The sequence below is a fragment of the uncultured Marixanthomonas sp. genome, from assembly GCF_963974425.1.
GTDB lineage: Bacteria > Bacteroidota > Bacteroidia > Flavobacteriales > Flavobacteriaceae > Marixanthomonas.
Window position 1 is genome coordinate 26,313 of sequence record NZ_CAXBCK010000019.1, and the last position, 20,741, is coordinate 47,053.

Below are 20,741 nucleotides of genomic sequence, written 5' to 3' on the forward strand. Positions count from 1 at the left end.
TTAAGAAATAACACCACTGCCGAGCAATTCTTCTCCTTGATACCAAGCAACAAATTGTCCTTCAGTAATAGCAGATTGTGGTTTGTCAAATATAACATAAAGTCCGGAGACTGCTTGATGTATAGTAGCTTTTTCCAAAGATTGTCTGTACCGAATGCGAGCCGTAACCTCTTTGGCTTCGTCCTCTTGTAAGCGTAAATCTTCTCGAACCCAATGAATTTCTTCATTTTTAACAAAAAGCCCACGACGGTATAAACCCGGATGGTCTTTTCCTTGTCCAGTGTAGATTACGTTTTCTTCCACATCGGTATCAATCACAAAGAGTGGTTCTTTAGTCCCGCCAACAGCCAAACCCTTACGCTGTCCTTTGGTAAAAAAGTGAGCACCTTGATGTTTCCCCACTTCTGTACCATCTGTAATAGTGTATTTATTTTTTTCTGAGAGGAATTGTAATTTTTCCTCTTCGGAAGTAAATTCAGGCTCGGTTTTATTGTAATTTGAATACGCTGTAGGTACTTCAATTATCTTTCCTTCTTTAGGCGCCAATTGTTGTTGCAAAAAGTCTGGAAGTCTTACCTTACCAATAAAGCACAATCCTTGCGAATCTCTCTTCTCTGCAGTGATTAAACCTTGTTCCGAAGCTATTTTTCGCACATCTGGCTTTAAAATTTCACCTATAGGAAATAATGTTTTGGAAAGCTGCTCTTGAGATAATTGACAAAGAAAATACGACTGATCTTTGTTAGGGTCTTTTCCTGAAAGTAATTGATAGGTGGTTTTACCATCATTTACAATTTCCCCTTTTCTGCAATAATGACCGGTAGCTACATAATCTGCTCCGAGCTCTAATGCTATTTTTAGAAATACATCGAACTTAATCTCTCGGTTACAAAGTACATCTGGATTTGGAGTTCTTCCCATTTTGTACTCCTTGAACATATAATCTACAATACGTTCTTTATATTGCTCACTCAGGTCGACAGTTTGAAATGGAATATCTAATTTTTCAGCGACCAACATGGCGTCATTACTATCTTCTAGCCACGGACATTCGTTAGATATGGTAACAGTATCATCATGCCAATTTTTCATGAACAGCCCAATAACATCATAACCCTGTTCTTTCAATAGGTATGCCGCAACACTTGAATCTACTCCGCCGCTTAGACCAACAACAACTTTTTTTTGTTTGCTCATTTTAATACTCTAAATATTCTAATTTTCTGCAAAGATACAGTTTTCAAAAGGCTTTTTTTATTCGAATGTATCTATTGATTTTATGGGTACCAATGCAAAATTTATACCGTGTTGAAGTAAAAAAGAAAATGATTTGTTTTTATTCAGGCTTTTCTGGTTTGGGGTAGGTTTCTTCCATTTCCACTTCGCCGTTTTTAAAGTACTGCCAAAGACCGTTCTTTTTGCCTTTTTTATAATAACCTTTAATCGTTATTGTACCATTAGCATCATAGTAAAGAGCTTCTCCATTAAGTTTATCATCGAAGTAGTTCAATTTCTTTAAAAGAACACCTTCTGGTGAGTAGTAGTTATTTTCGCCTTGTTTTAAACCGTTTTGATAGTGGGTTTCTTCAGTTTTGGTTCCATTAGGGTAATATGTGATCTTAACTCCTTCTAATTTACTATTTTTGTATCTTTCCCGAGTCATGACAGCGTTAGATTTTTCATGGTAATATACCCATTCGCCTACTCTATTTTTGCCTTCCATTTCCCCTTCGCTTACCAATTTTCCTTTTATAGTAAAATAGCGTACAAAAGCTTTAGTTCCGATAACGGAAAAATCTTTGGTGGCCATTGGTTGATCTTTACACTCTTCACAGTAAAATTTAAAAACTCCTGTTTCTACCCCATGATCAAATTGTCCTTCATATCGGAGTTGCTTGGTAGCTGGGTAATATTTTTTCCATACTCCGTCACGTTTTCCGTTTGCATCAAACTGATTAACACTTTCTTGCGCAATAGAAGATTGTATGATGAATAATATTCCAAGGGAAAGTAAGAATAGGTATTTCATTTTAAATTATGTTCTTGATTTTAGTTTAAAACGCTGAAATAAAACCGAAAGTATAAATAGTACTATTATAAAAAAACCTCCTGATTAGAGGAGGTTTTTATTAGATTACTTTTTATTCTGAGCTCTCTTTTGCTCTTCGGCCTGCTCCATCATCTCAGACATTTTTCGCTGAAAACGATTTTGCTTTTTAGGCTGTTTTTTCTTTTTCTGAATTTTAGCATGAACCTTGTCATCATCAATTATAAAGTTTTTAATCACCAACATTATGCCAATGGTAATCATATTTGACGTAAAGTAATACAATGAAAGTCCACTCGCGTAGTTGTTGAAGAACACTAACATAAATAGCGGAGACAAATACATTATAAACTTCATATTAGGCATACCCGGTTGTTGTTGCGCTTGCATCGTTTGCCCTGTGGTCATCATCATATAAATAAATATAGCGATAGATGCTAAGATAGGGAACAAACTTACGTGATCACCATAAAAAGGGATATGGAAAGGCAATTGAGCTATAGTATCATAACTTGAAAGGTCGTCTGCCCATAAAAAGCTTTTTTGACGCAAATCAAATGCAGATGGGAAAAACGTAAACAAGGCATAAAACACAGGCAATTGCAATAATGCCGGCAAACATCCTTTTAACGGGCTTGCTCCTGCTGCGTTTTGAAGTTTCATCGTTTCTTGCTGAATCTTCATTTTGTTATCCCCGTACTTTTCGCGAATTTCTTCAATTTCTGGTCGCAGTATTTTCATTTTTGCCTGCGACAAATACTGTTTGTACTGTACTGGAGATAATAAAAGTTTTATCAAAATAGTTAAACAGATAATAGCAATTCCTGCTGGTAAAAACCCTGTTAAAAAGCCGAAAAGCGGAATAATGATGTATTTATTAATTACCCCAAAAATTCCCCAACCCAACGGCATGGCTTCATCAAGGTTGCGGCCATAATCGTTCAATATTTGATAATCTGTTGGACCCAGATACATATTCATATTATAGGAAAGTCCGCCAGCTTTAGGTTCCAATAACATTTTAGCAGCATATTTCTTGGTATAAACCGTATCGATTTCTTCATCTTCTACTAAATCTATTGAACTGAATGAAACCTCTTTAAAAGGCGTATCGGTCAACAGCAACGAACTGAAAAAGTGCTGACGGAAGTTCATCCACGTTACATCTTTCTCCGTTTCGTCATCTTCGCCAGTTTGAGAAAGCTTGTTATGGTCGTCCCCTTCATATTCATACACTAAGCGGCTATACCTATTTTCATAAGTAATACTCTTAGCGTGGCGATATCCCTTTAAACGCCAATCTAAATACATGGGTTGTGAGGTATTCATAACGCCTTCCAAGCCTTGTGATTTTATACTGAAGTCAATCATGTATTCATCGGGCAATAACTCATAGCGGTATTCTATATAAGCACTTTCTGAAGTTTTTAGCTTCATAGACAACACATTGTTGTCACCATTTGTGCTTAGAGAAGGTTCAAAAAACAAGTCTTTAGTATTTAACAACCTGTTTTCTGAAGAAAATTGTAAGTTTAAACTGCTATTCCCATCTTTTATAATACTTACCGGAACCGAATCGTAAGTAGTATGATTTTTTAAACGAGCTTCAGTAATATAACCTCCTTGGTTACTCACTTCTAAGTAAAGTACTTCGTTTTCAATTACGGTAGTATTTTCTTTTGCTGAAGCAAGTGTACCCGAATAGGCAAAAGAACCTAATTTGTTTTTAAGCTTTTCAACGGCAAGAGAATCTTGCGCATTTGCAACAGACATCTCTTGAGTAGCTTCTTGAAGAGTAGTATCAGTTTCTTTTTGAGTTTCAGATTCCTCTTTAGCAGCAGCCTCAGTTCTTGCTTTTTCAGCCTGAACTTCATCCTCAGAAGGCTCCTGCATATAAAGCATCCAGACTAATATACCTCCAATTAACACAAACCCTATTAGGGAATTAACGTCAAAATTCTTTTTTTCCATGTACGCTCAATTGTTTCAAAAATGTCCGTTTTACGAACCGTTTTATAGTTATGTGTTTCTGAAATATTACTTTTTCAGAAAAATTCTTCTTAATAATTTAAAAGCATAAAGCAAATATCCCGCCCCAACATCTTACTACGCCAAATTGTCGGTTTAGTTTTTTTCGGCGTGTTCATGCGCTGCCTTAACAAAAGCGACAAACAACGGATGAGGACTAGCCACAGTACTCTTATACTCTGGGTGGTATTGAACGCCTACAAACCAAGGGTGCTCTGGCACTTCTACCACTTCAACTAATTGTGTGTCTGGATTTACTCCAGTTGCTACCATCCCGGCTGCTTCTAATTGTTCTTTATATTTATTATTGTATTCATACCGATGGCGGTGGCGCTCTTCTATAGTGCTTTCATTATAAACCCTACCAATAATACTATCAGCCTTTACCTCACACTTCCAAGAGCCCAATCGCATGGTGCCTCCCATATCGGTAATGCTTTTTTGGTCTTCCATTAAATTAATAACAGGGTTAGGCGTTTGTGGATTCATTTCAGTAGAATTGGCATCTTTAATACCCAAAACATTTCGACTATATTCTATCACGGCCATTTGCATTCCTAAACAAATACCTAAAAAAGGTAAGTTAGTTTCTCTTGCATACCGAACTGCTTCAACTTTACCTTCAATACCACGTTCTCCAAAACCAGGAGCAACTAAAACAGCATCCAAGTCTTTGAGTTTTGCTTCTATATTATTTTTGTTGATGTATTCTGAATGAATATACTTTACATCCACACTCACCTCGTTTTCTGCACCTGCATGTATGAACGACTCTAAAATCGACTTATAACTATCTTGAAGTTCTACATATTTCCCTATCAAGCCAATACTTACTTTTCCTTTCGGGTTTTTATGTCGTTCTAAAAACTGATTCCAACGGGTAAGGTCTGGTTTTTCGGTACTTTCCATACCGAGTTTTTGAAGCGTAACCGTATCCAGCCCTTCTTCTAACATCATATTGGGAACATCGTAAATAGTAGAAGCATCTATTGACTGAATTACCGCTTCGCGCTTTACGTTACAAAACAGTGCCAATTTTCTTCTAAGATCATCTGATAAATCATGTTCTGTACGACAAACCAAAATATCAGCTTTTATACCGCTTTCCATTAATGTTTTTACAGAGTGCTGTGTAGGTTTTGTCTTTAACTCTCCTGCAGCAGAAAGATAAGGAACCAAGGTTAGGTGAATAACTAAAGCGTTGTCATCGCCAAGTTCCCAACGTAACTGTCTAACTGCTTCAATATAGGGCAATGACTCTATATCACCTACGGTACCGCCAATTTCAGTAATAACGATATCGTACTCTCCTGTAGAACCTAATTGCTGAACACGTTCTTTAATTTCATTGGTAATATGTGGAACAACCTGTACTGTTTTTCCTAAAAATTCACCACGGCGTTCTTTTTCAATAACACTTTGATAAATACGACCGGTAGTAACATTATTGGCTTGTGACGTTTTTACATTTAAAAAACGTTCATAATGCCCAAGGTCTAGATCGGTTTCGGCGCCATCATCTGTTACATAGCATTCGCCATGTTCGTATGGATTTAATGTTCCAGGATCTACATTAATGTAGGGATCCAATTTTTGAATAGTAACGCGGTATCCTCTAGCTTGCAATAGTTTGGCAAGTGAAGCTGCGATTATTCCTTTTCCTAAAGATGATGATACTCCGCCCGTAACGAAGATGTATTTGGTAGTGCTCATTTTGAAGCGTTACTGAGTTAATTATACGGGATGCAAAGGTAGCGAAATATTGTGGAAGGCAACAATTAAAATATAATTATCAAAAAACTATCTTCTAAAAAAGAAATCCAAATGACAAATAGGATGAGGAATCGTGTTTTCATCCAAGTATTCTTGTCCGCTCAGAGTTTAGATTAATATGTTTAAACAATAATACAATGGACATTATAATATTGAGAGTTAAAAAACCAGCACCTATGAAAAACATTTTTTGAGTAGAAATACTGAAAACTGAAATTTTAAAAAGATCAGAAAGTAATGCTAAAATTAAATATAGATTCAAGAATATAAACACACAACTTAAAAAGATTCCCATTCCTTTTTTATTGAAAATTAGTTGTGACACTGTAAGAACTAACAAAACAAAAGCTATAGGATTTAGAAGTGTGGCGGTTGAAGCCCAATAAAAAATAGTTGCCAAAACAAGATATAACTCTGGCATCCAGTAGAATAATGGTTTAATGTATTTTAAAGTAATCCCCACGTTGATTATTTAACTATACAGTAGATGGAGAAGTAGCGGGATGGTTGCGTTGTATTTACCTTAATTTTATATGAATACAGCAAGTAAAGACACAAATCAATAACTATTAAACTGTTAGACTTTACCTTTTAATCAATTTCCTTAAAAGCCCCTCTAAACCATTTAATTTAATCTCATACATTTCTTGCATTAGATTACCTAATTTACCTTGTGGGAAACCTTTTTGTTTAAACCAAACATAATAAGGTTCGGGAATATTAACCAAGTACTGGTTTTTGTATTTTCCGAAGGGCATTTTGTAGTTTGCCAATTCTTCTAAATGTTTAGGATCTGGGCTATTTCCAGCGTTCATACTTTTTTAATTGGTTGGTGATTTTTTCTCGCCAGCGGTATTCTTCTTCTTTGTTTTTGGAGTGGTCGGTCTCCAAATCATATTGATTTTGCAGGTCTTGCCTTTCTTGTTCTGTTGTATGATATAAAGCCCCTATTTCTTCTTTTACATTTTTTGAAAACTCAGCTTCAGCTATTCGTTTTCGTAAAATCCGCGCATGTAATTCTGAGATATCAAAATGAGTTTGTTCGTGCTTTAAAATATACTCAGAAACCTTACCGGGCTTAAACCATGACAGCTCTGGGTAGAAGTTACACGATATACTGTGTTCCATTGTCCGTTTTCCATTTTTTTCGGTATATGAAAATGAAAAGGACATCCCACTGTTGGTACTGGCAACAAAATCAGCCCCAGGTTTTGGCGTACCCCTAAAGTCTTCCCAAGTGAGTTGCCTGGTTTCAGTCCAAAGAATTTTTTCTTTATTTTCTTCTGAAGGAAAAAAGGAAAGTGTAAACAATAAGAGTGTTACAAAAAGTTTCATACAGACTAAAACGCAAAAACCCTGCTTTTATTGAACCATTATGAAAAACTGATTACCCCCAATTAAAGATTATCACTTTTTCAATATCTGGATGTAAACTATAATGTACCGGACAAGTGTTAGCTGTTTTTTCTAATAGTTTTTTATGTTTCTCTTCTAAGACAACAGGTAAATTAAAAACCACCTCAATCTTAGAAATACGTCGAGGGTTGCTAGCCATTGTTTTAGTCACAGTTGCCGTGCTTCCTTCTAAATCTACTTGTAGATCATTCGCCTTAATGCCCATCATCGTTAGCATACAGTTGGCTAGACCAGTCGCTACTGTATCGGTTGGCGAAAAAGCTTCACCCTTACCGTGGTTATCTGTTGGGGCATCGGTAATATATTTATTACCTGACTTTATATGTTCGCTTTCAGTACGGAGACCCCCAAGGTATGTTACTTTAGCTGTGCTCATTCTGCTTCTATAAATTGAAGTTTATCATTATATTCTACTATGTATACTGCATTATTTTGATAGCCAGAAAGAAGTTTGTTTGTGTACTGAAATTTATTCTCAATGTATTCTGTTACAAAATCATTTTCGCTGGCTTTATACATATCGTCTGCCGAAGCCAGGCGTAATAAAATATCATACATAATATCAAAACCTCGTACTGCGTATCGGTTAGGCAATACACCGTATTCATTTTTATAACTGATTAGAAAAGGATCTTTTTCATTAAAGTCATAATTCTTGTTTACTGAAGGAAATGTAAATTTCAGCTTTGCTAAATGCATATTCGAGACATCGTGATAATCGTACGCCTTATTTTTATCAAGGGCTAACAACCTTAATTTATGATTTTTAGGCATACCATTTAAAAGTCCTACCACATTACTAACCAATACCGGGTCACTCGAAGCTAATACCACCCAATTTTCACGGTTTGTGTCTACTTTTGCAGCAATATCACGCTGATATAAATAACCGCCTTCACGTGGAGAAACTGATTTTGCTGTAGGAATTTGAGAAATTATTTTCTGTTTTTCGGCGTTGTGCTTTGAATCGCTAACAATGATTAGGTTTTTTCCAGCTGATTTTTCAACTAAAAAATCCATCATTCGTGCTTGAAGCATATCATCTGTAGGTAACGTTTGGAAAAGATTAGGGTACATCCGTATTTCCTTATTGCTCAAAGGAGAGAAAACAGGCACATTATCACTGCGTAACGTTGCTGCAGCTTTGTCAACATTTTTACTTAATAGAGGCCCAATAACGGCATCCATATTATCAAAATCACCACCCGAAACAATGGCACCTACTTTAGCTGCGTTTCGTTCAGTATCGAAAACCTGAAGGTTGACAGAAATCCCTTTATCTTTCGCAAATTCGGCTGCCATTAATACACCGCTGTAAAAATCAAGAGAAATACGTAAAACTGAGTTAGATTTTATTAAATCCTCATTAGCTTCTGTGGAATCTGGGTCTGCTTCTTGCAGTTGAAAAGGCAATAACAGAGCAATGTTTTTCTCAGATTTGTTAGCAATGTAGTTTTCAAGATTTACTGGGGTCGCTTTTTCAGTAATACCCACAGAGTTTTCTTTTGGAATTTTTAAAATCATTCCGTCCTTTAATCCATCTTTAGCGTATGGATTAAGAGCCACAATATCTTCTTCTGAAAGTCCTAACTTTACTTTTAACCGGTAAAACCCCTCTTTAGGCTGTACCTCGTATAAATCGTATTTCTCATTATCAATCGTGGCAGATTCTGTTGTAGAAACATCTGGAACATTTAAAGCAGTACCGATTGTAATATTTTTATCTAGACCTGGATTGAGTTTCTTTAATTCGGCAATCGTGGTATTGTACTTTCTAGCAATTCCGTAAATAGTTTCTTTAGGTTCAACAGTATGAGTGCTAATATCTGTATTTTCTGTTGTTTCAGAAACTGTAGTAGTACTTCCCTTTGGTGTAATAGGAATACGTATTTTCTCTCCTTTTTTAAGCTGTCGTGAATACAATTCTTTATTGTATTTCTTTATTTCATCTTGAGAGACATTGTATTCTTGCGAAATACTAAATAACGTTTCTTTTCTTTTTACACGATGTTCCTTAAAAGTGACACTTGTTGCGCCGGAGTTTGAAATAACATTTGAAGAACGGGGTAGAATAATAATTGTATTTGCACCAATACCATTTTTAGCATCAGGGTTTAACCTATAGATTGCACTTTCTGTAGTTCCGTATTCTTGGGAGATACTGTAAATTGTTTCACCACTTTTTACTTTATGACTTCGATATTGTTGCTGCTGAGTTGCAATACCACAACCTGTATTAAGCGTACATATCAAAAAAAGGTATATAAAATGCTTCAAAATATTCTTATGTTAGGTTATATGTATTCGTATTTGTTCCTTTAAGTTTATAATCCTTAGCTTATTGAATCTAGCTACGAGGCTTTAAAAACCTTTTAGAATGTTTTCAGGGGATCTTATTCCCATTCAATCGTAGCTGGTGGCTTCGAACTAATATCATAGACTACTCTATTAACGCCTTTTACCCGGTTTATTATATGATTACTAGTTTCCTGTAAAAACTCATACGGTAAATTCACCCAATCTGCTGTCATACCATCGGTAGATTCTACCGCTCGCAATGCTACAACTTTTTCGTATGTACGTTCGTCTCCCATTACGCCAACACTCTGCACTGGAAGTAAAATAGCACCGGCTTGCCATACTTTATCGTACAAATCCCATTTTCTAAGTCCATTGATAAATATAGCATCAACTTCCTGTAAGATACGAACTTTTTCAGCAGTAATATCTCCTAAAATTCTAATAGCTAATCCAGGCCCCGGAAATGGATGTCTGCCTAAAAGTTTCTTATCAATACCCATTTCTGCTCCTACACGTCTTACTTCATCTTTAAAAAGCATACGAAGGGGTTCTACCACTTTCAACTTCATAAAGTCTGGCAAACCTCCCACATTATGGTGCGATTTAATTGTTACCGAAGGACCGTTAACCGAAACACTTTCTATAACATCAGGATAAATAGTTCCTTGTGCTAACCAATTAACATCTTGTACTTCATGTGCTTCGTCGTCAAAAACTTCAATAAAAGCGTTGCCAATGGCTTTTCTTTTTAATTCGGGATCACTTATATCTTTTAAAGCCTCCAAAAAACGTACCGAAGCATCCACTCCTTTAACGTTTAAGCCCATATCTTTATATTGTGACAAGACATCACTGAATTCATTTTTCCGAAGCAATCCGTTATTCACAAAAATACAATACAAGTTTTTGCCTATCGCTTTATGTAATAAAATAGCAGCTACAGTAGAATCTACACCACCGCTTAAACCTAATACCACCTTATCGTTTCCTAATTGCTCTTTCAGGGCGTCAACAGTAGTATCTACAAATGCTGCAGGCGTCCAACTTTGCTCAACACCGGCAATATGAACTAAGAAATTTTCTAACAGTTGTTTCCCATCTGTTGTGTGATACACTTCTGGATGAAACTGAATAGCATAAATTTTTTCGCCTTCAATATGGTAGGCTGCATTAAGCACATCTGGTGTGCTTGCTAACCGAATTCCATTTTCAGGGAGATGAGCAATGGTATCACTATGACTCATCCAAACCTGTGTTCCTTCTAAAATACCCTTAAAAAGAGAAGCATCAGCCTTTATCATTGAAAGTTTGGCCCTTCCATACTCTCTAATATTAGAAGGCTCCACACTACCCCCATTAAAATGAGCGATATATTGTGCGCCGTAGCAAACAGCCAACATAGGTAGTTTACCTTTTATACGGGATAAATCTGGATGTGGTGCATCTTCGGCACGAACCGAAAACGGACTTCCCGAAAGGATTACGGCTTTAAACTCATCTAAACTCTCTGGAATGTTGTGGTAAGGGTGGATTTCGCAGTAAATATTCAACTCTCTTACACGACGTGCTATTAGCTGTGTGTACTGTGAACCAAAATCTAAAATAAGGACGTTGTTTTGCATAGGCAAAAATAATTGAAAAATAAGGTTACTAAAACCTTATGCTACTTTTTTTATAAAATTTTAAATATTCTGTTTTCACTCCCAACCTAATGTTGCGCTTACAGGAAAATGATCTGAAAACGATTTTTCCATTGTATTGAATTTCAACACTTCAAAATCGTTTGAATTCATTATAAAATCAATTCGCATGGGGTAAAAATCAAATTTAAAGGTTGTGCCAATTCCATTGCCTCGTTTTAAAAAGGCATCCTGCATATCGACTGTCAAACTTTTGTACACATATGAGAAAGAAGTATTATTAAAATCACCCATAACTAGCGTTTTGTAGGGACTCTTCTCTTTATGTTCTTTTATCATGGCAACTTGCCCTTCTTGTTTTACAAAAGCATCTGCTATGCGTTTTCGCAATCTTGTTTTATCATTTTCCTGCAAATAGCTTACTCTAGGTTTTATACCCATTGATTGCAAGTGTAAATTGTACACTCTTAAAGTATCTTCATTTTTTACAATATCTGCAAAAATTGTGTTGTTAGATGTATCAGAAAAATCAAACGCTCCTTTATTTACAATGGGATATTTTGAAAAAATGGCATGTCCCAACTTATTTTCCTTCTTAAAGTTAATAAACTGATATGGGTATTCTGAAAAATCTATTTTGTTTTGCAAATAATATTCTTGTATCGAAATAACATCAGGTTTTTCTTCTTCTATAATTTCTAAAAAAGTTTTAGATACTTCTTCGGAAGCAGGATTATCTTCATACGCATTAAACAACCGTACATTATAGGAAAGAATACGAATCGTTTTATTATATTCTGAAGCGTCTTTTTCAGTAGAGATTTCAAAAAAAGGATTGAAGTAAAAATAAGCAATTACTAAGATAACAGTCGAAACTAGAAATTTTCTTTTCATCCTTATAAGCCAATAAATAGCAAAAAAAATGTTTAATGCAATTAATGGCGAGACCAATAAACTCAATAACGAAAGTGTTGGAAATTTTGAAGGTGGTAAATAGGGTAATACAAATGACAATAAAAGAAAAAACGCTACTAGCGAATTACCCCAAAAAAGCAATTTAGTTATGATTCCTCCTTTTTTCAAACTCAATTATCTTTACCTGCTTTAAACAAAAAATCTTTTTCAGCTTTTGTTAAGCTATCGTAGCCACTTTTACCTATTTTATCTAAAATTTCGTCAATCTTTTTCTGATTGTCATTTTTATTTTCAGTAGAAGTAGATTTTTTAGAAGTTTTTTTATTTCGATGTACTTTAGTAAACGGTTTCTTTTTTCGAGGTGTAAATAAGTTTTCTACCCAATCAATTATATTTTCGAACCATTTTCCAATGTCGTTTCCTTTTTGAAGCTGTTGCGCATACACAAAACCAAATATAGCACCACCAATGTGCGCCAATCGGCCACCAGCATTACCACTACTTGGCAACAACACCAAATCTAACAATACCAAGACCAAAGCTATTTGCCATAGTTTAATACGGAACCTGAAGACCATCACCTCTGCATTAGGTGTATATGTTGCGATAAAAACCATTATGGCTGTTACGGCTCCTGAAGCACCTATTAACCCAGCAGTAGTACCTTTTAAAGCAGGAAAAACACTATATGCTGTTACATAGAGTAATCCACCAAAAAGAGCTCCCAATAAATAGATGGTTAAAAATCGTTTTTCGCTGAAAAGGTTTAATATAAAGCGTCCAAACCAATAGAGCCAAAGCATATTAAACAGAATATGGAAAAACCCAAAATGTAAAAACGAATAGGTTAACAGTGACCAAGGTTGTAATAAAACGCTACCAAAATTTTCGGGTAATATAAACCATTGCACCAATTGTCCAGGGCCCATACCCATAAAAAACGCCAATAAACGCACACCTATAAAAATAACTGCATTAATAGCAATCAATTTTATAATTATACTTGAAGTTTTAAATTGATATTTTAAGCTGTTCGTATCCATTGTTAATTCCAGCGATGTGAATTAAAACTATTTTTTTTCCAATAATAAGCCATAATAAACCCAAATATAGCCCCACCAATATGCGCCCAATGAGCGATTCCGAAAGGTGAGCCTGTTATTCCGAAAAACACATCTCCTGCAATAATCAAAGGGATAAAATACTTCGCTTTTATGGGAACAGGTAAAAATATAAGCATCAATTCTATATTAGGAAACATCAAACCAAACGCTACTAATATTCCATAAATTGCACCTGAAGCACCAACGGCTGGTGTATTAAAGTTATTGTACAATGTTTGAATGGTTTCCTTTGAAACACTTTCCAATATTCCTGTATTATACTGTCCAGTTTCTAACAAAGTCATGATTTGTGACTGATCCATTCCTGCTGCCATCAACGCATCGTAACCACTATGTATTTGATAATAATTTACTAATGTATGAATTAATGCAGCTCCAAATCCTGCCGAAAAATAGAAAAACAAAAACTTTTTCTGTCCCCAGCGCATTTCTAATGGCGAACCAAAAGCCCACAACGCATACATATTAAAAAGAATATGCATAAAACCTCCGTGCATAAACATATGCGTAAGTGGTTGCCAAATTTGAAATTTTGGGTTTTCAAAATAAAAAAGTGAAAACAACCTGTATACTAAATCGCCTGAGATTAAAGTCCCTACAAAACAAATTGCGTTTATAATGATTAAAACCTTAACGGTTTCGGTTATTCTTCCCATTTACATAAATTTTTTATCAAAGTCGTTGGCGTCCAAAGTTACCAATACTGGTCTATTACTTGGCGACACGCTAGGTTCTTTACAAGCAAACAATTGGTGCACCAAATGCAATTGCGCCTCTTGCTTTAAAGGTGTTCCCGTTTTTACTGCCATATTTTTTGCCATACTTTTTGCCAATAAATCATTTTGGCTAAAGCCAGCATCTGGCACTTCTTCTTTTATATCTTTTACTAACTGTGTTAAAACAGTTTCAACTTGGCTTTCGGTTATTGAAACAGGAATACCACTAATTTCAACGGTTCCGTCTTTTATTTCTGAAAAAACAAAACCTGTATGCTCCAATTGTTCTTTCAAATCTTCTAGAAACACCAAGTCGGGGTTTGAGAAACTCAGTTGCAACGGAAACAATAATTGTTGACTCACCGCTTCTTGCACGGTGATATTTTTTAGTAATTCTTCATATATAATACGTTGATGTGCCAAATGTTGATGAATTACTAACATGCCACTTTTAATCGGGCTGATAATGTATTTATTCTGAAGCTGAAACGTAACACGTAGATTTTCCTCTTGGTCATTTTCAAAAAGACTTCCAGAGACCTCTTCACTTTCAAATTCGATGCTATCATCTTGACCTAAAACTGCCGTTTCACTTTTTAAACCAGCATATAAAGATTCCCAAGAGGCTGATGATTTTTTCTCGCGTTTAAAAGGAAAAGTGATATTTTTTTGTTTCCGTTCGCCTTGAAAAGGATTAAAATTTCTATCCACATCTATAGTAGGTGCTACCGGTGATTTTTTACTGTACTCGTAGGGTGTATCAAACCCCGTATCTTTTTCAAAATCAAGCACTGGTGCAATACTAAACTGCCCTAAACTGTGTTTAATAGTCGCTCGAAGCATTGCATAAATAGCGTGTTCATCGTCAAATTTTATTTCAGTTTTGGTGGGATGAATGTTTATATCAATGCTTTTGGTATCTACTTCTAAAAATAAAAAGTACCCAGCATAGGCTCCATCTTTCAACAATCCTTCAAAAGCAGCACTTACAGCGTGATGTAAATATGAACTTTTTATAAAACGATTATTGACAAAGAAAAACTGTTCGCCTCTACTCTTTTTAGCGTATTCGGGCTTTATTACAAAACCCTCTATTTTAAGTATTTCTGTTTCTTCGGAAACGGGAACGAGTTTTTCGTTCATTTTATTTCCGAAGATATTTACAATGCGTTGTCTTTCATTACTGGACGGAAGATTAAAAACATTACTTCCGTTGTGCAACATATTAAATTCTACTTGCGGATGTGCTAAAGCAACACGATGGAATTCATCAATAATATGACGCGTTTCTACATTGTTACTTTTTAAGAAATTTCGGCGTGCAGGAATGTTGTAAAATAGATTTTTAACTGAAATAGTCGTGCCTTTAGCAACCACCTCAGGTTCTTGTTCGGTCACTTCACTACCTTCAATAGTAATTTTAGTGCCAATTTCAGAATCTTTAGTCTTAGTTTTCAATTCTACGTGAGCAATCGCTGCAATAGAAGCCAAAGCTTCCCCACGGAAACCTTTAGTGTGCAGATTAAAAAGGTCGTCTGCAGATTTTATTTTTGAAGTTGCATGCCGTTCAAAAGATAACCGGGCATCGGTAGTGCTCATGCCGATTCCATCATCAATTACCTGAATAAGTGTTTTACCAGCATCTTTTACCACCAATTTTATTGAGGTTGATTTAGCATCAATCGCATTCTCCAACAATTCCTTAACTACAGAAGCTGGGCGTTGTACCACTTCTCCCGCTGCTATTTGATTGGCAACGTGATCCGGTAAAAGTTGAATGATGTCGGTCATTAGTTTTGGTAGAATATTGACAAATCAAAATCGATGATATATAGGAAAATGAAAATAAAAATCGCAACAATCAATATAATTGTTCGGTTAGCTCGACGATTTTTAGACTGCTGAAGGTCTTCCCAAGCCGTTTTAAATTTATTTTTTAACCCCGAATTACCGCCAACAGTGCTTCGGTATTCATCAAATTTATGCTTAATGCTGTACGGACTTCCTTCACCATCGTTCTTGTAATAACGCGGGCTGTAATCAAATTTTTTATTCTTTCGTGACTTTATAATTCCCATAATCCTCGTGTTTCAAATGTACTTAAAATACTGCAGTTTTTGAAGTGATTTGCAGTGCTTTATTTGTGAATACAATAACCGTTCCGAAGGATTGGCACTCAACGGTATCTATAAAAAGAGGTTTATAAAAAATCTAAAAACGAGCATCTTTTCTAAGCTGCGCCATTTTTATGGCGGCTATAGCAGCTTCACTCCCTTTATTACCGTGCTTACCACCGCTACGGTCTATGGATTGTTGCATGGTATTATCGGTAAGTACGCAGAAAATAACTGGAATATCGCTTTGTATATTAAGGTCTTTTATACCTTGGGTTACCCCATCACACACAAAATCGAAGTGTTTTGTTTCACCTTGTATTACACTACCTATAGCAATTACAGCATCGAGCATATCGTAGCTTTGCTGCATTTTTTTACAGCCATAAATTAATTCGAAACTTCCAGGAACGTTCCAACGAACAATATTCTCCTTCACCCCGCCACAATCTAAAATAGCATCGAAAGCTCCTTGAAAAAGACCTTCGGTAATGTTGTCATTCCATTCTGAAACAACAATCCCAAACCGAAAGTTTTTCGCGTTTGGGATTGTTGCTTTATCGTAATGTGATAAATTTTTATTTACTGTTGCCATACTACTGCATTGATTCAGCTTGCCCTACATAGAGATCAGCTTTTTTTGCTTCTTGTGAATTAGGATATTCTTCAGTAATTTTTTGAAAATGCTTTAAAGCAACATCTTTATTACCAATATTTAATGCTGTAATACCTGCTTTTAAAAGAAAGCGAGGCGCTGTTAGTTCATTATCACGTATTTTAGCAGCTTCTTCGTAATATTTAAGCGCTTCTTCGTTTTGCTCTAATTGAACAAAAGCATCGCCAATTGCACCTTTTGCAATAGGACCTAAAAAGGCATCATCACTACTAAAGTTATCTAAATGGTCTATCGCTTCTTGATATTTTTGAGTATTCAAATAAGCCATTCCAGCATAATAGTTTGCTAGATTTCCAGCATCGGTGCTTCCGTAGTTATCAATTATATCGATAAAACCGTACTTACCTTGCCCTCCGTTTAACGCTAAACTATATAAAGAATCTTTAGACTCTGCAGTAAGTGCCATCTCGTAATAAGATTGTGCTTGGAACATTTCGTTCATCGCTTCAGACTCTTTCGGTTTTTGGATAAATTGCTCATACGCAAGGTAACCAAGCACACAAATTGCAATTGCACCTACTATTCCTAAAATATAGTTTTGATTTTTCTCTACCCAAGCTTCGGTTCTTGACGCTCCTTGGTCTAAGGTACTAAATACCTCTGCCGTTGTGCTTTCTTCTTCAATTGCCTCTTGCTTTTCAGCTTTGGTCTTAGGTTTGTATCCTCGTTTCTTGTACGTTGCCATAGTGTTGGTTTAATGATGGGCAAAAATAAAATTTTTAATGGAATTAAAAAGGGAATTTATTTAGTATTTTATAATATTTTGTGCTCATTTTTTCAGAATTTTGCTAAAGAACACTCAAGTTACACAAAAATACGCAACTTGTTCATATCTATGGTTTTAGACACACTTTCCTTACTCAATTATAAAAATTTTGATGCCATCACATTTCAAATGGACCCAAAAATCAACTGTTTTACAGGTCATAATGGAGTGGGAAAGACAAATATACTCGATGCAATTTATCATCTTTCCTTCGGAAAAAGCTATTTTAACCCTATTACCAGCCAAAACATAAAACACGATGCCGATTTCTTTGTAGTTGAAGGAAATTATGAGAAAAACGACCGCCCAGAAAAAATAATCGTGAGTGCCAAACAAGGCCAGAAGAAAATGATAAAACGCAATGGGAAGGCTTATGAAAAATTTAGTGAACATATTGGGTTTTTACCGTTGGTTATCATTTCGCCAGCAGATCGCGACCTTATTATAGAAGGTAGTAGCACTAGACGCAAATTTATGGACGGTGTGATTTCGCAAGGAGATTCACAATATCTAAACACCTTATTAAAGTATAACAAAACATTAGTGCAGCGTAACTCGTTATTGAAATATTTTGCCGCTAACAACACCTTTAACCAAGACACCCTTTCCATTTACAATGAACAACTTCATGAATTTGGAACTCTTATCTACGGAAAACGAGCCTCTTTTTTATTAGAGTTCACCCCTATTTTCCTGAATCGATACAAATCAATTAGTAGCGGAAATGAAACGGTAGGATTGGACTACAAGAGTCAGTTAAAAGATAATGATCTATTAACTTTATTGAAAGAAAACATCACCAAAGATAAAATTACACAATACACTAATTTCGGAATTCATAAAGACGACCTTGTTTTTGAAATTGATGGCCATCCTATTAAAAAATTTGGCTCGCAAGGACAGCAAAAATCGTATTTAATTGCTTTGAAATTAGCGCAATTCGATTTTATAAAAGCGCAAAGCAATGTAAATCCTATTTTATTATTGGATGATATTTTTGATAAATTAGACGAACAACGGGTGGAACACATAATACAGTTGGTAGACAATGAAAATTTCGGTCAATTGTTTATTAGTGATACTCACGCAGACCGAACTGAAGCCGTAATTAAAAAAGTGCACCAAACCTATAAGATGTTTGCGTTGTAATAAAATTTCAGAAAACATGTTGAAAAAATTCTTATTCATTTTAGCTACCGTTTTCATTGTAGCGTGTTCACAACAATCACCAGATGAGCAACTACAAAACCTTCCTGGTTATTGGGAAATTGAATCAGTAGAATTTCCTGATGGAACTAAAAAAGAATACAACTTAAGCACCACTATCGATTTTATTGAAGTAAATGGCACGGAAGGGATGCGAAAAAAAGTGAACCCACAATTAGATGGTACATTTAAAGTAAGCAAAGATGCCGAAACCTTTATTCCTAAAATAGAGCAAGATAGTTTGCAGCTATATTATAAAACTCCTTTCGATACTTGGAAAGAAACTGTTTTATTAGCAAAAGACAGCACATTGCACGTGTTAAACAAGGACGGAAACATCTATAAGTATAAAAAGTTCAGTACCTTTAATTTTTAGCGAATAACCCACAAAAAACCTGTTTTGGCAAGAAGAAATAAAGAAGAAAGCACATTGGGCGATGTAATAAAAGACTTTATTGAAGCCAACCGTTTACAAAATGGCTTGGACAAAGTTTCTGTTAAAGAAGCTTGGCACAATGTTATGGGAAATGCTATTTCAAATTATACCACTGCTATAAAATTAGAACGTGAAGTATTATACGTGCAATTAAGCTCTTCAGTATTGCGAGAAGAATTAAGTTATGGGAAAGAAAAAATAATAAAACTAGTTAATGAAGAACTAGGGAAAGAATTGATACAAAAGTTGGTTCTTCGTTAGTAATTATCCATTTGTTAAAAAATTTGTAACTTTATTGACAAATCATTCTAATTATGGAAAAATTATTACTTTTTTTCATCCTTTTCTATAGTTGTTTAACTTTTTCACAAGAAAACTGGAATTATCTACCCATCGAGTTATCAAATTATCATGGCGCTCTTTATCCAACAGATGAAAATATAGTACACGTTATTACCGATGGCGGTATTTTTTATAAAACAGAAGATGGCGGGGAAACTTGGTCGCAATTTGATAGCGGAATAGATGAAATTTTTCTCGATTTAGCATTTGATGGAGCAAATAATGGGTATGCCGTAGGAGACAACGGAACCATTTTAAAAACCATAAACGCAGGTGAAAACTGGTCCCAACTCGCTTCAGGAACTACAGAAGCTATTATTTCTGTTGCTGTCAACACTTCTAACAATATTTGGGCCGTAGGTAATAATGGTGTGGTTTTACATTCTACAAATGGCGGGAATAATTGGAGTTTAAATACTTCTTTAACTTCTGAAAAATTAAACAGCATTCATTTTAAAGACAAAAATATTGGTTATATAGCAGGAGACAACGGGGTTTTGTTTTATACCGAAAACGGTGGTGATGACTGGGAGCCGCTTTCAATACCAACTACAGATGATCTATTTTCGATTGCTATTACTGAAAATTATGTGAATTTACTTTCCGGTTCAAGTAACATTTTTGATACTTTTTCATATAGTGGATTTGCTGGCTATAGAACCCAAAATAATACAGATTGGGCTGATTTATATTTTCAAAATCAAGATTTGGGAATTACAGATATGTATTTTTTAAATGATAATAAAGGTTTTACCATTAATTCGGCAGCTGCACTTTGTGATTGTTGTAATGTGTGGATTGAAAAAACCAATGATGGTGGCGATAGTTGGGAATATAGTCTTGAAGAAGAAACCACGAGTGCTAACTGTCATGCTAATGAAGGATTTGCAGACATACATTTTGCTTCTGAAGATGTAGGGTATGCACTCTTGGGTGGGTACATACTGAAAACACCTTATGATGCTGTGGCAGGAGTAGAAGAATTTAATCATAATTCGTTTACTATCTATCCTAATCCAATTATGGAAGATAATTTTAAACTTACCTTCAAGACTCCCGAATATGAAAATATTACATTAGAAATTATGGATATAAACGGCAGGAAAGTTTTTCAAACTAATAATTTAAAAGAGACCAACACCCTATCTATTCCACAAAGTTCAGCTGCAGTGTATTTCGTAAAACTTTTAAAAAACAATCAAACGATTGCCATAAAGAAAATTATTAAACAATAGAAACCA

Annotated in this window: 20 protein-coding genes; 4 read left to right on the forward strand and 16 right to left on the reverse strand. The window is 35.2% G+C overall.

The window, feature by feature from the left end; genetic code table 11:
- The 16 genes from mnmA to AACZ92_RS07270 form a co-directional block, all read right to left on the reverse strand.
- The gene (gene mnmA / locus AACZ92_RS07195) at nucleotides 1-1,197 is read right to left on the reverse strand and encodes a tRNA 2-thiouridine(34) synthase MnmA (RefSeq protein ID WP_339699021.1); all 1,197 of its coding nucleotides are present in this window, start codon (nucleotides 1,195-1,197) and stop codon (nucleotides 1-3) included.
- Between the two features lie 139 nt (nucleotides 1,198-1,336).
- Nucleotides 1,337-2,029, reverse strand: a complete 693-nt coding sequence (locus AACZ92_RS07200; protein WP_339699023.1) for a hypothetical protein — start codon at nucleotides 2,027-2,029, stop codon at nucleotides 1,337-1,339.
- A 105-nt stretch (nucleotides 2,030-2,134) separates the two neighbouring features.
- Nucleotides 2,135-4,018 (reverse strand): membrane protein insertase YidC, encoded by a 1,884-nt coding sequence (yidC, locus tag AACZ92_RS07205; protein WP_339699026.1) that lies wholly within the window; start codon nucleotides 4,016-4,018, stop codon nucleotides 2,135-2,137.
- A gap of 153 nt (nucleotides 4,019-4,171) precedes the next feature.
- The gene (locus AACZ92_RS07210) at nucleotides 4,172-5,788 is read right to left on the reverse strand and encodes a CTP synthase (protein ID WP_339699029.1); all 1,617 of its coding nucleotides are present in this window, start codon (nucleotides 5,786-5,788) and stop codon (nucleotides 4,172-4,174) included.
- A gap of 644 nt (nucleotides 5,789-6,432) precedes the next feature.
- The gene (locus AACZ92_RS07215; RefSeq protein ID WP_339699032.1) at nucleotides 6,433-6,663 is read right to left on the reverse strand and encodes a DUF3820 family protein; all 231 of its coding nucleotides are present in this window, start codon (nucleotides 6,661-6,663) and stop codon (nucleotides 6,433-6,435) included.
- Entirely contained in the window at nucleotides 6,647-7,183 is a 537-nt protein-coding gene (locus AACZ92_RS07220; protein WP_339699035.1) for a DUF922 domain-containing protein, read from the reverse strand. Before AACZ92_RS07220 ends, AACZ92_RS07215 begins: the two co-directional genes overlap by 17 nt.
- 52 nt (nucleotides 7,184-7,235) lie before the next feature.
- Nucleotides 7,236-7,640: an OsmC family protein gene (locus tag AACZ92_RS07225; protein WP_339699037.1), complete on the reverse strand. Its 405-nt coding sequence runs from the start codon at nucleotides 7,638-7,640 to the stop codon at nucleotides 7,236-7,238.
- Complete coding sequence (locus AACZ92_RS07230; RefSeq protein ID WP_339699040.1) at nucleotides 7,637-9,541, reverse strand: LysM peptidoglycan-binding domain-containing protein; 1,905 nt, start codon at nucleotides 9,539-9,541, stop codon at nucleotides 7,637-7,639. The genes AACZ92_RS07225 and AACZ92_RS07230 overlap by 4 nt, the downstream gene beginning before the upstream one ends.
- A gap of 116 nt (nucleotides 9,542-9,657) precedes the next feature.
- Entirely contained in the window at nucleotides 9,658-11,187 is a 1,530-nt protein-coding gene (guaA, locus tag AACZ92_RS07235; RefSeq protein ID WP_339699043.1) for a glutamine-hydrolyzing GMP synthase, read from the reverse strand.
- Between the two features lie 75 nt (nucleotides 11,188-11,262).
- On the reverse strand, nucleotides 11,263-12,288 hold the full coding sequence (locus tag AACZ92_RS07240; protein WP_339699046.1) for an endonuclease/exonuclease/phosphatase family protein: 1,026 nt from the start codon (nucleotides 12,286-12,288) through the stop codon (nucleotides 11,263-11,265).
- A gap of 2 nt (nucleotides 12,289-12,290) precedes the next feature.
- Nucleotides 12,291-13,163, reverse strand: a complete 873-nt coding sequence (locus tag AACZ92_RS07245; protein ID WP_339699049.1) for a rhomboid family intramembrane serine protease — start codon at nucleotides 13,161-13,163, stop codon at nucleotides 12,291-12,293.
- Nucleotides 13,164-13,165: 2 nt separating this feature from the next.
- Nucleotides 13,166-13,900 (reverse strand): rhomboid family intramembrane serine protease, encoded by a 735-nt coding sequence (locus tag AACZ92_RS07250; protein ID WP_339699052.1) that lies wholly within the window; start codon nucleotides 13,898-13,900, stop codon nucleotides 13,166-13,168.
- Nucleotides 13,901-15,751: a DNA mismatch repair endonuclease MutL gene (gene mutL / locus AACZ92_RS07255; RefSeq protein WP_339699055.1), complete on the reverse strand. Its 1,851-nt coding sequence runs from the start codon at nucleotides 15,749-15,751 to the stop codon at nucleotides 13,901-13,903. It abuts the gene before it with no gap.
- Nucleotides 15,751-16,038 (reverse strand): riboflavin synthase subunit beta, encoded by a 288-nt coding sequence (locus AACZ92_RS07260; RefSeq protein ID WP_339699058.1) that lies wholly within the window; start codon nucleotides 16,036-16,038, stop codon nucleotides 15,751-15,753. Before AACZ92_RS07260 ends, mutL begins: the two co-directional genes overlap by 1 nt.
- A gap of 133 nt (nucleotides 16,039-16,171) precedes the next feature.
- Nucleotides 16,172-16,669: a 6,7-dimethyl-8-ribityllumazine synthase gene (gene ribH / locus AACZ92_RS07265; protein ID WP_339699061.1), complete on the reverse strand. Its 498-nt coding sequence runs from the start codon at nucleotides 16,667-16,669 to the stop codon at nucleotides 16,172-16,174.
- A 1-nt stretch (nucleotide 16,670) separates the two neighbouring features.
- The gene (locus AACZ92_RS07270; RefSeq protein WP_339699064.1) at nucleotides 16,671-17,435 is read right to left on the reverse strand and encodes a tetratricopeptide repeat protein; all 765 of its coding nucleotides are present in this window, start codon (nucleotides 17,433-17,435) and stop codon (nucleotides 16,671-16,673) included.
- A 150-nt stretch (nucleotides 17,436-17,585) separates the two neighbouring features.
- On the opposite strand from AACZ92_RS07270, the gene recF reads away from it, so the two are divergent.
- From recF to AACZ92_RS07290, 4 genes are read left to right on the forward strand one after another with little or no spacing between them, the layout of a single operon-like run.
- Nucleotides 17,586-18,665, forward strand: coding sequence for a DNA replication and repair protein RecF (gene recF / locus AACZ92_RS07275; protein ID WP_339699067.1), 1,080 nt, complete (start codon nucleotides 17,586-17,588; stop codon nucleotides 18,663-18,665).
- Between the two features lie 16 nt (nucleotides 18,666-18,681).
- Complete coding sequence (locus AACZ92_RS07280; protein WP_339699070.1) at nucleotides 18,682-19,098, forward strand: hypothetical protein; 417 nt, start codon at nucleotides 18,682-18,684, stop codon at nucleotides 19,096-19,098.
- 24 nt (nucleotides 19,099-19,122) lie between these two features.
- Nucleotides 19,123-19,419: a DUF721 domain-containing protein gene (locus tag AACZ92_RS07285; RefSeq protein ID WP_339699073.1), complete on the forward strand. Its 297-nt coding sequence runs from the start codon at nucleotides 19,123-19,125 to the stop codon at nucleotides 19,417-19,419.
- A gap of 53 nt (nucleotides 19,420-19,472) precedes the next feature.
- Nucleotides 19,473-20,735 (forward strand): YCF48-related protein, encoded by a 1,263-nt coding sequence (locus AACZ92_RS07290; RefSeq protein ID WP_339699076.1) that lies wholly within the window; start codon nucleotides 19,473-19,475, stop codon nucleotides 20,733-20,735.
- The last annotated feature ends 6 nt before the right edge of the window (nucleotides 20,736-20,741 follow it).

What these genes read in the sequence shown, in the direction of transcription:
- AACZ92_RS07245 (WP_339699049.1), bottom strand. Translation starts at nt 13,163, where the DNA reads ATGGATACGAACAGCTTAAAATATCAATTTAAAACTTCAAGTATAATT.
- guaA (WP_339699043.1), bottom strand. Translation starts at nt 11,187, where the DNA reads ATGCAAAACAACGTCCTTATTTTAGATTTTGGTTCACAGTACACACAG.
- AACZ92_RS07210 (WP_339699029.1), bottom strand. Translation starts at nt 5,788, where the DNA reads ATGAGCACTACCAAATACATCTTCGTTACGGGCGGAGTATCATCATCT.
- AACZ92_RS07215 (WP_339699032.1), bottom strand. Translation starts at nt 6,663, where the DNA reads ATGAACGCTGGAAATAGCCCAGATCCTAAACATTTAGAAGAATTGGCA.
- AACZ92_RS07200 (WP_339699023.1), bottom strand. Translation starts at nt 2,029, where the DNA reads ATGAAATACCTATTCTTACTTTCCCTTGGAATATTATTCATCATACAA.
- mutL (WP_339699055.1), bottom strand. Translation starts at nt 15,751, where the DNA reads ATGACCGACATCATTCAACTTTTACCGGATCACGTTGCCAATCAAATA.
- AACZ92_RS07270 (WP_339699064.1), bottom strand. Translation starts at nt 17,435, where the DNA reads ATGGCAACGTACAAGAAACGAGGATACAAACCTAAGACCAAAGCTGAA.
- AACZ92_RS07260 (WP_339699058.1), bottom strand. Translation starts at nt 16,038, where the DNA reads ATGGGAATTATAAAGTCACGAAAGAATAAAAAATTTGATTACAGCCCG.
- AACZ92_RS07280 (WP_339699070.1), top strand. Translation starts at nt 18,682, where the DNA reads ATGTTGAAAAAATTCTTATTCATTTTAGCTACCGTTTTCATTGTAGCG.
- AACZ92_RS07220 (WP_339699035.1), bottom strand. Translation starts at nt 7,183, where the DNA reads ATGAAACTTTTTGTAACACTCTTATTGTTTACACTTTCCTTTTTTCCT.
- mnmA (WP_339699021.1), bottom strand. Translation starts at nt 1,197, where the DNA reads ATGAGCAAACAAAAAAAAGTTGTTGTTGGTCTAAGCGGCGGAGTAGAT.
- AACZ92_RS07225 (WP_339699037.1), bottom strand. Translation starts at nt 7,640, where the DNA reads ATGAGCACAGCTAAAGTAACATACCTTGGGGGTCTCCGTACTGAAAGC.
- recF (WP_339699067.1), top strand. Translation starts at nt 17,586, where the DNA reads ATGGTTTTAGACACACTTTCCTTACTCAATTATAAAAATTTTGATGCC.
- yidC (WP_339699026.1), bottom strand. Translation starts at nt 4,018, where the DNA reads ATGGAAAAAAAGAATTTTGACGTTAATTCCCTAATAGGGTTTGTGTTA.
- ribH (WP_339699061.1), bottom strand. Translation starts at nt 16,669, where the DNA reads ATGGCAACAGTAAATAAAAATTTATCACATTACGATAAAGCAACAATC.
- AACZ92_RS07290 (WP_339699076.1), top strand. Translation starts at nt 19,473, where the DNA reads ATGGAAAAATTATTACTTTTTTTCATCCTTTTCTATAGTTGTTTAACT.
- AACZ92_RS07250 (WP_339699052.1), bottom strand. Translation starts at nt 13,900, where the DNA reads ATGGGAAGAATAACCGAAACCGTTAAGGTTTTAATCATTATAAACGCA.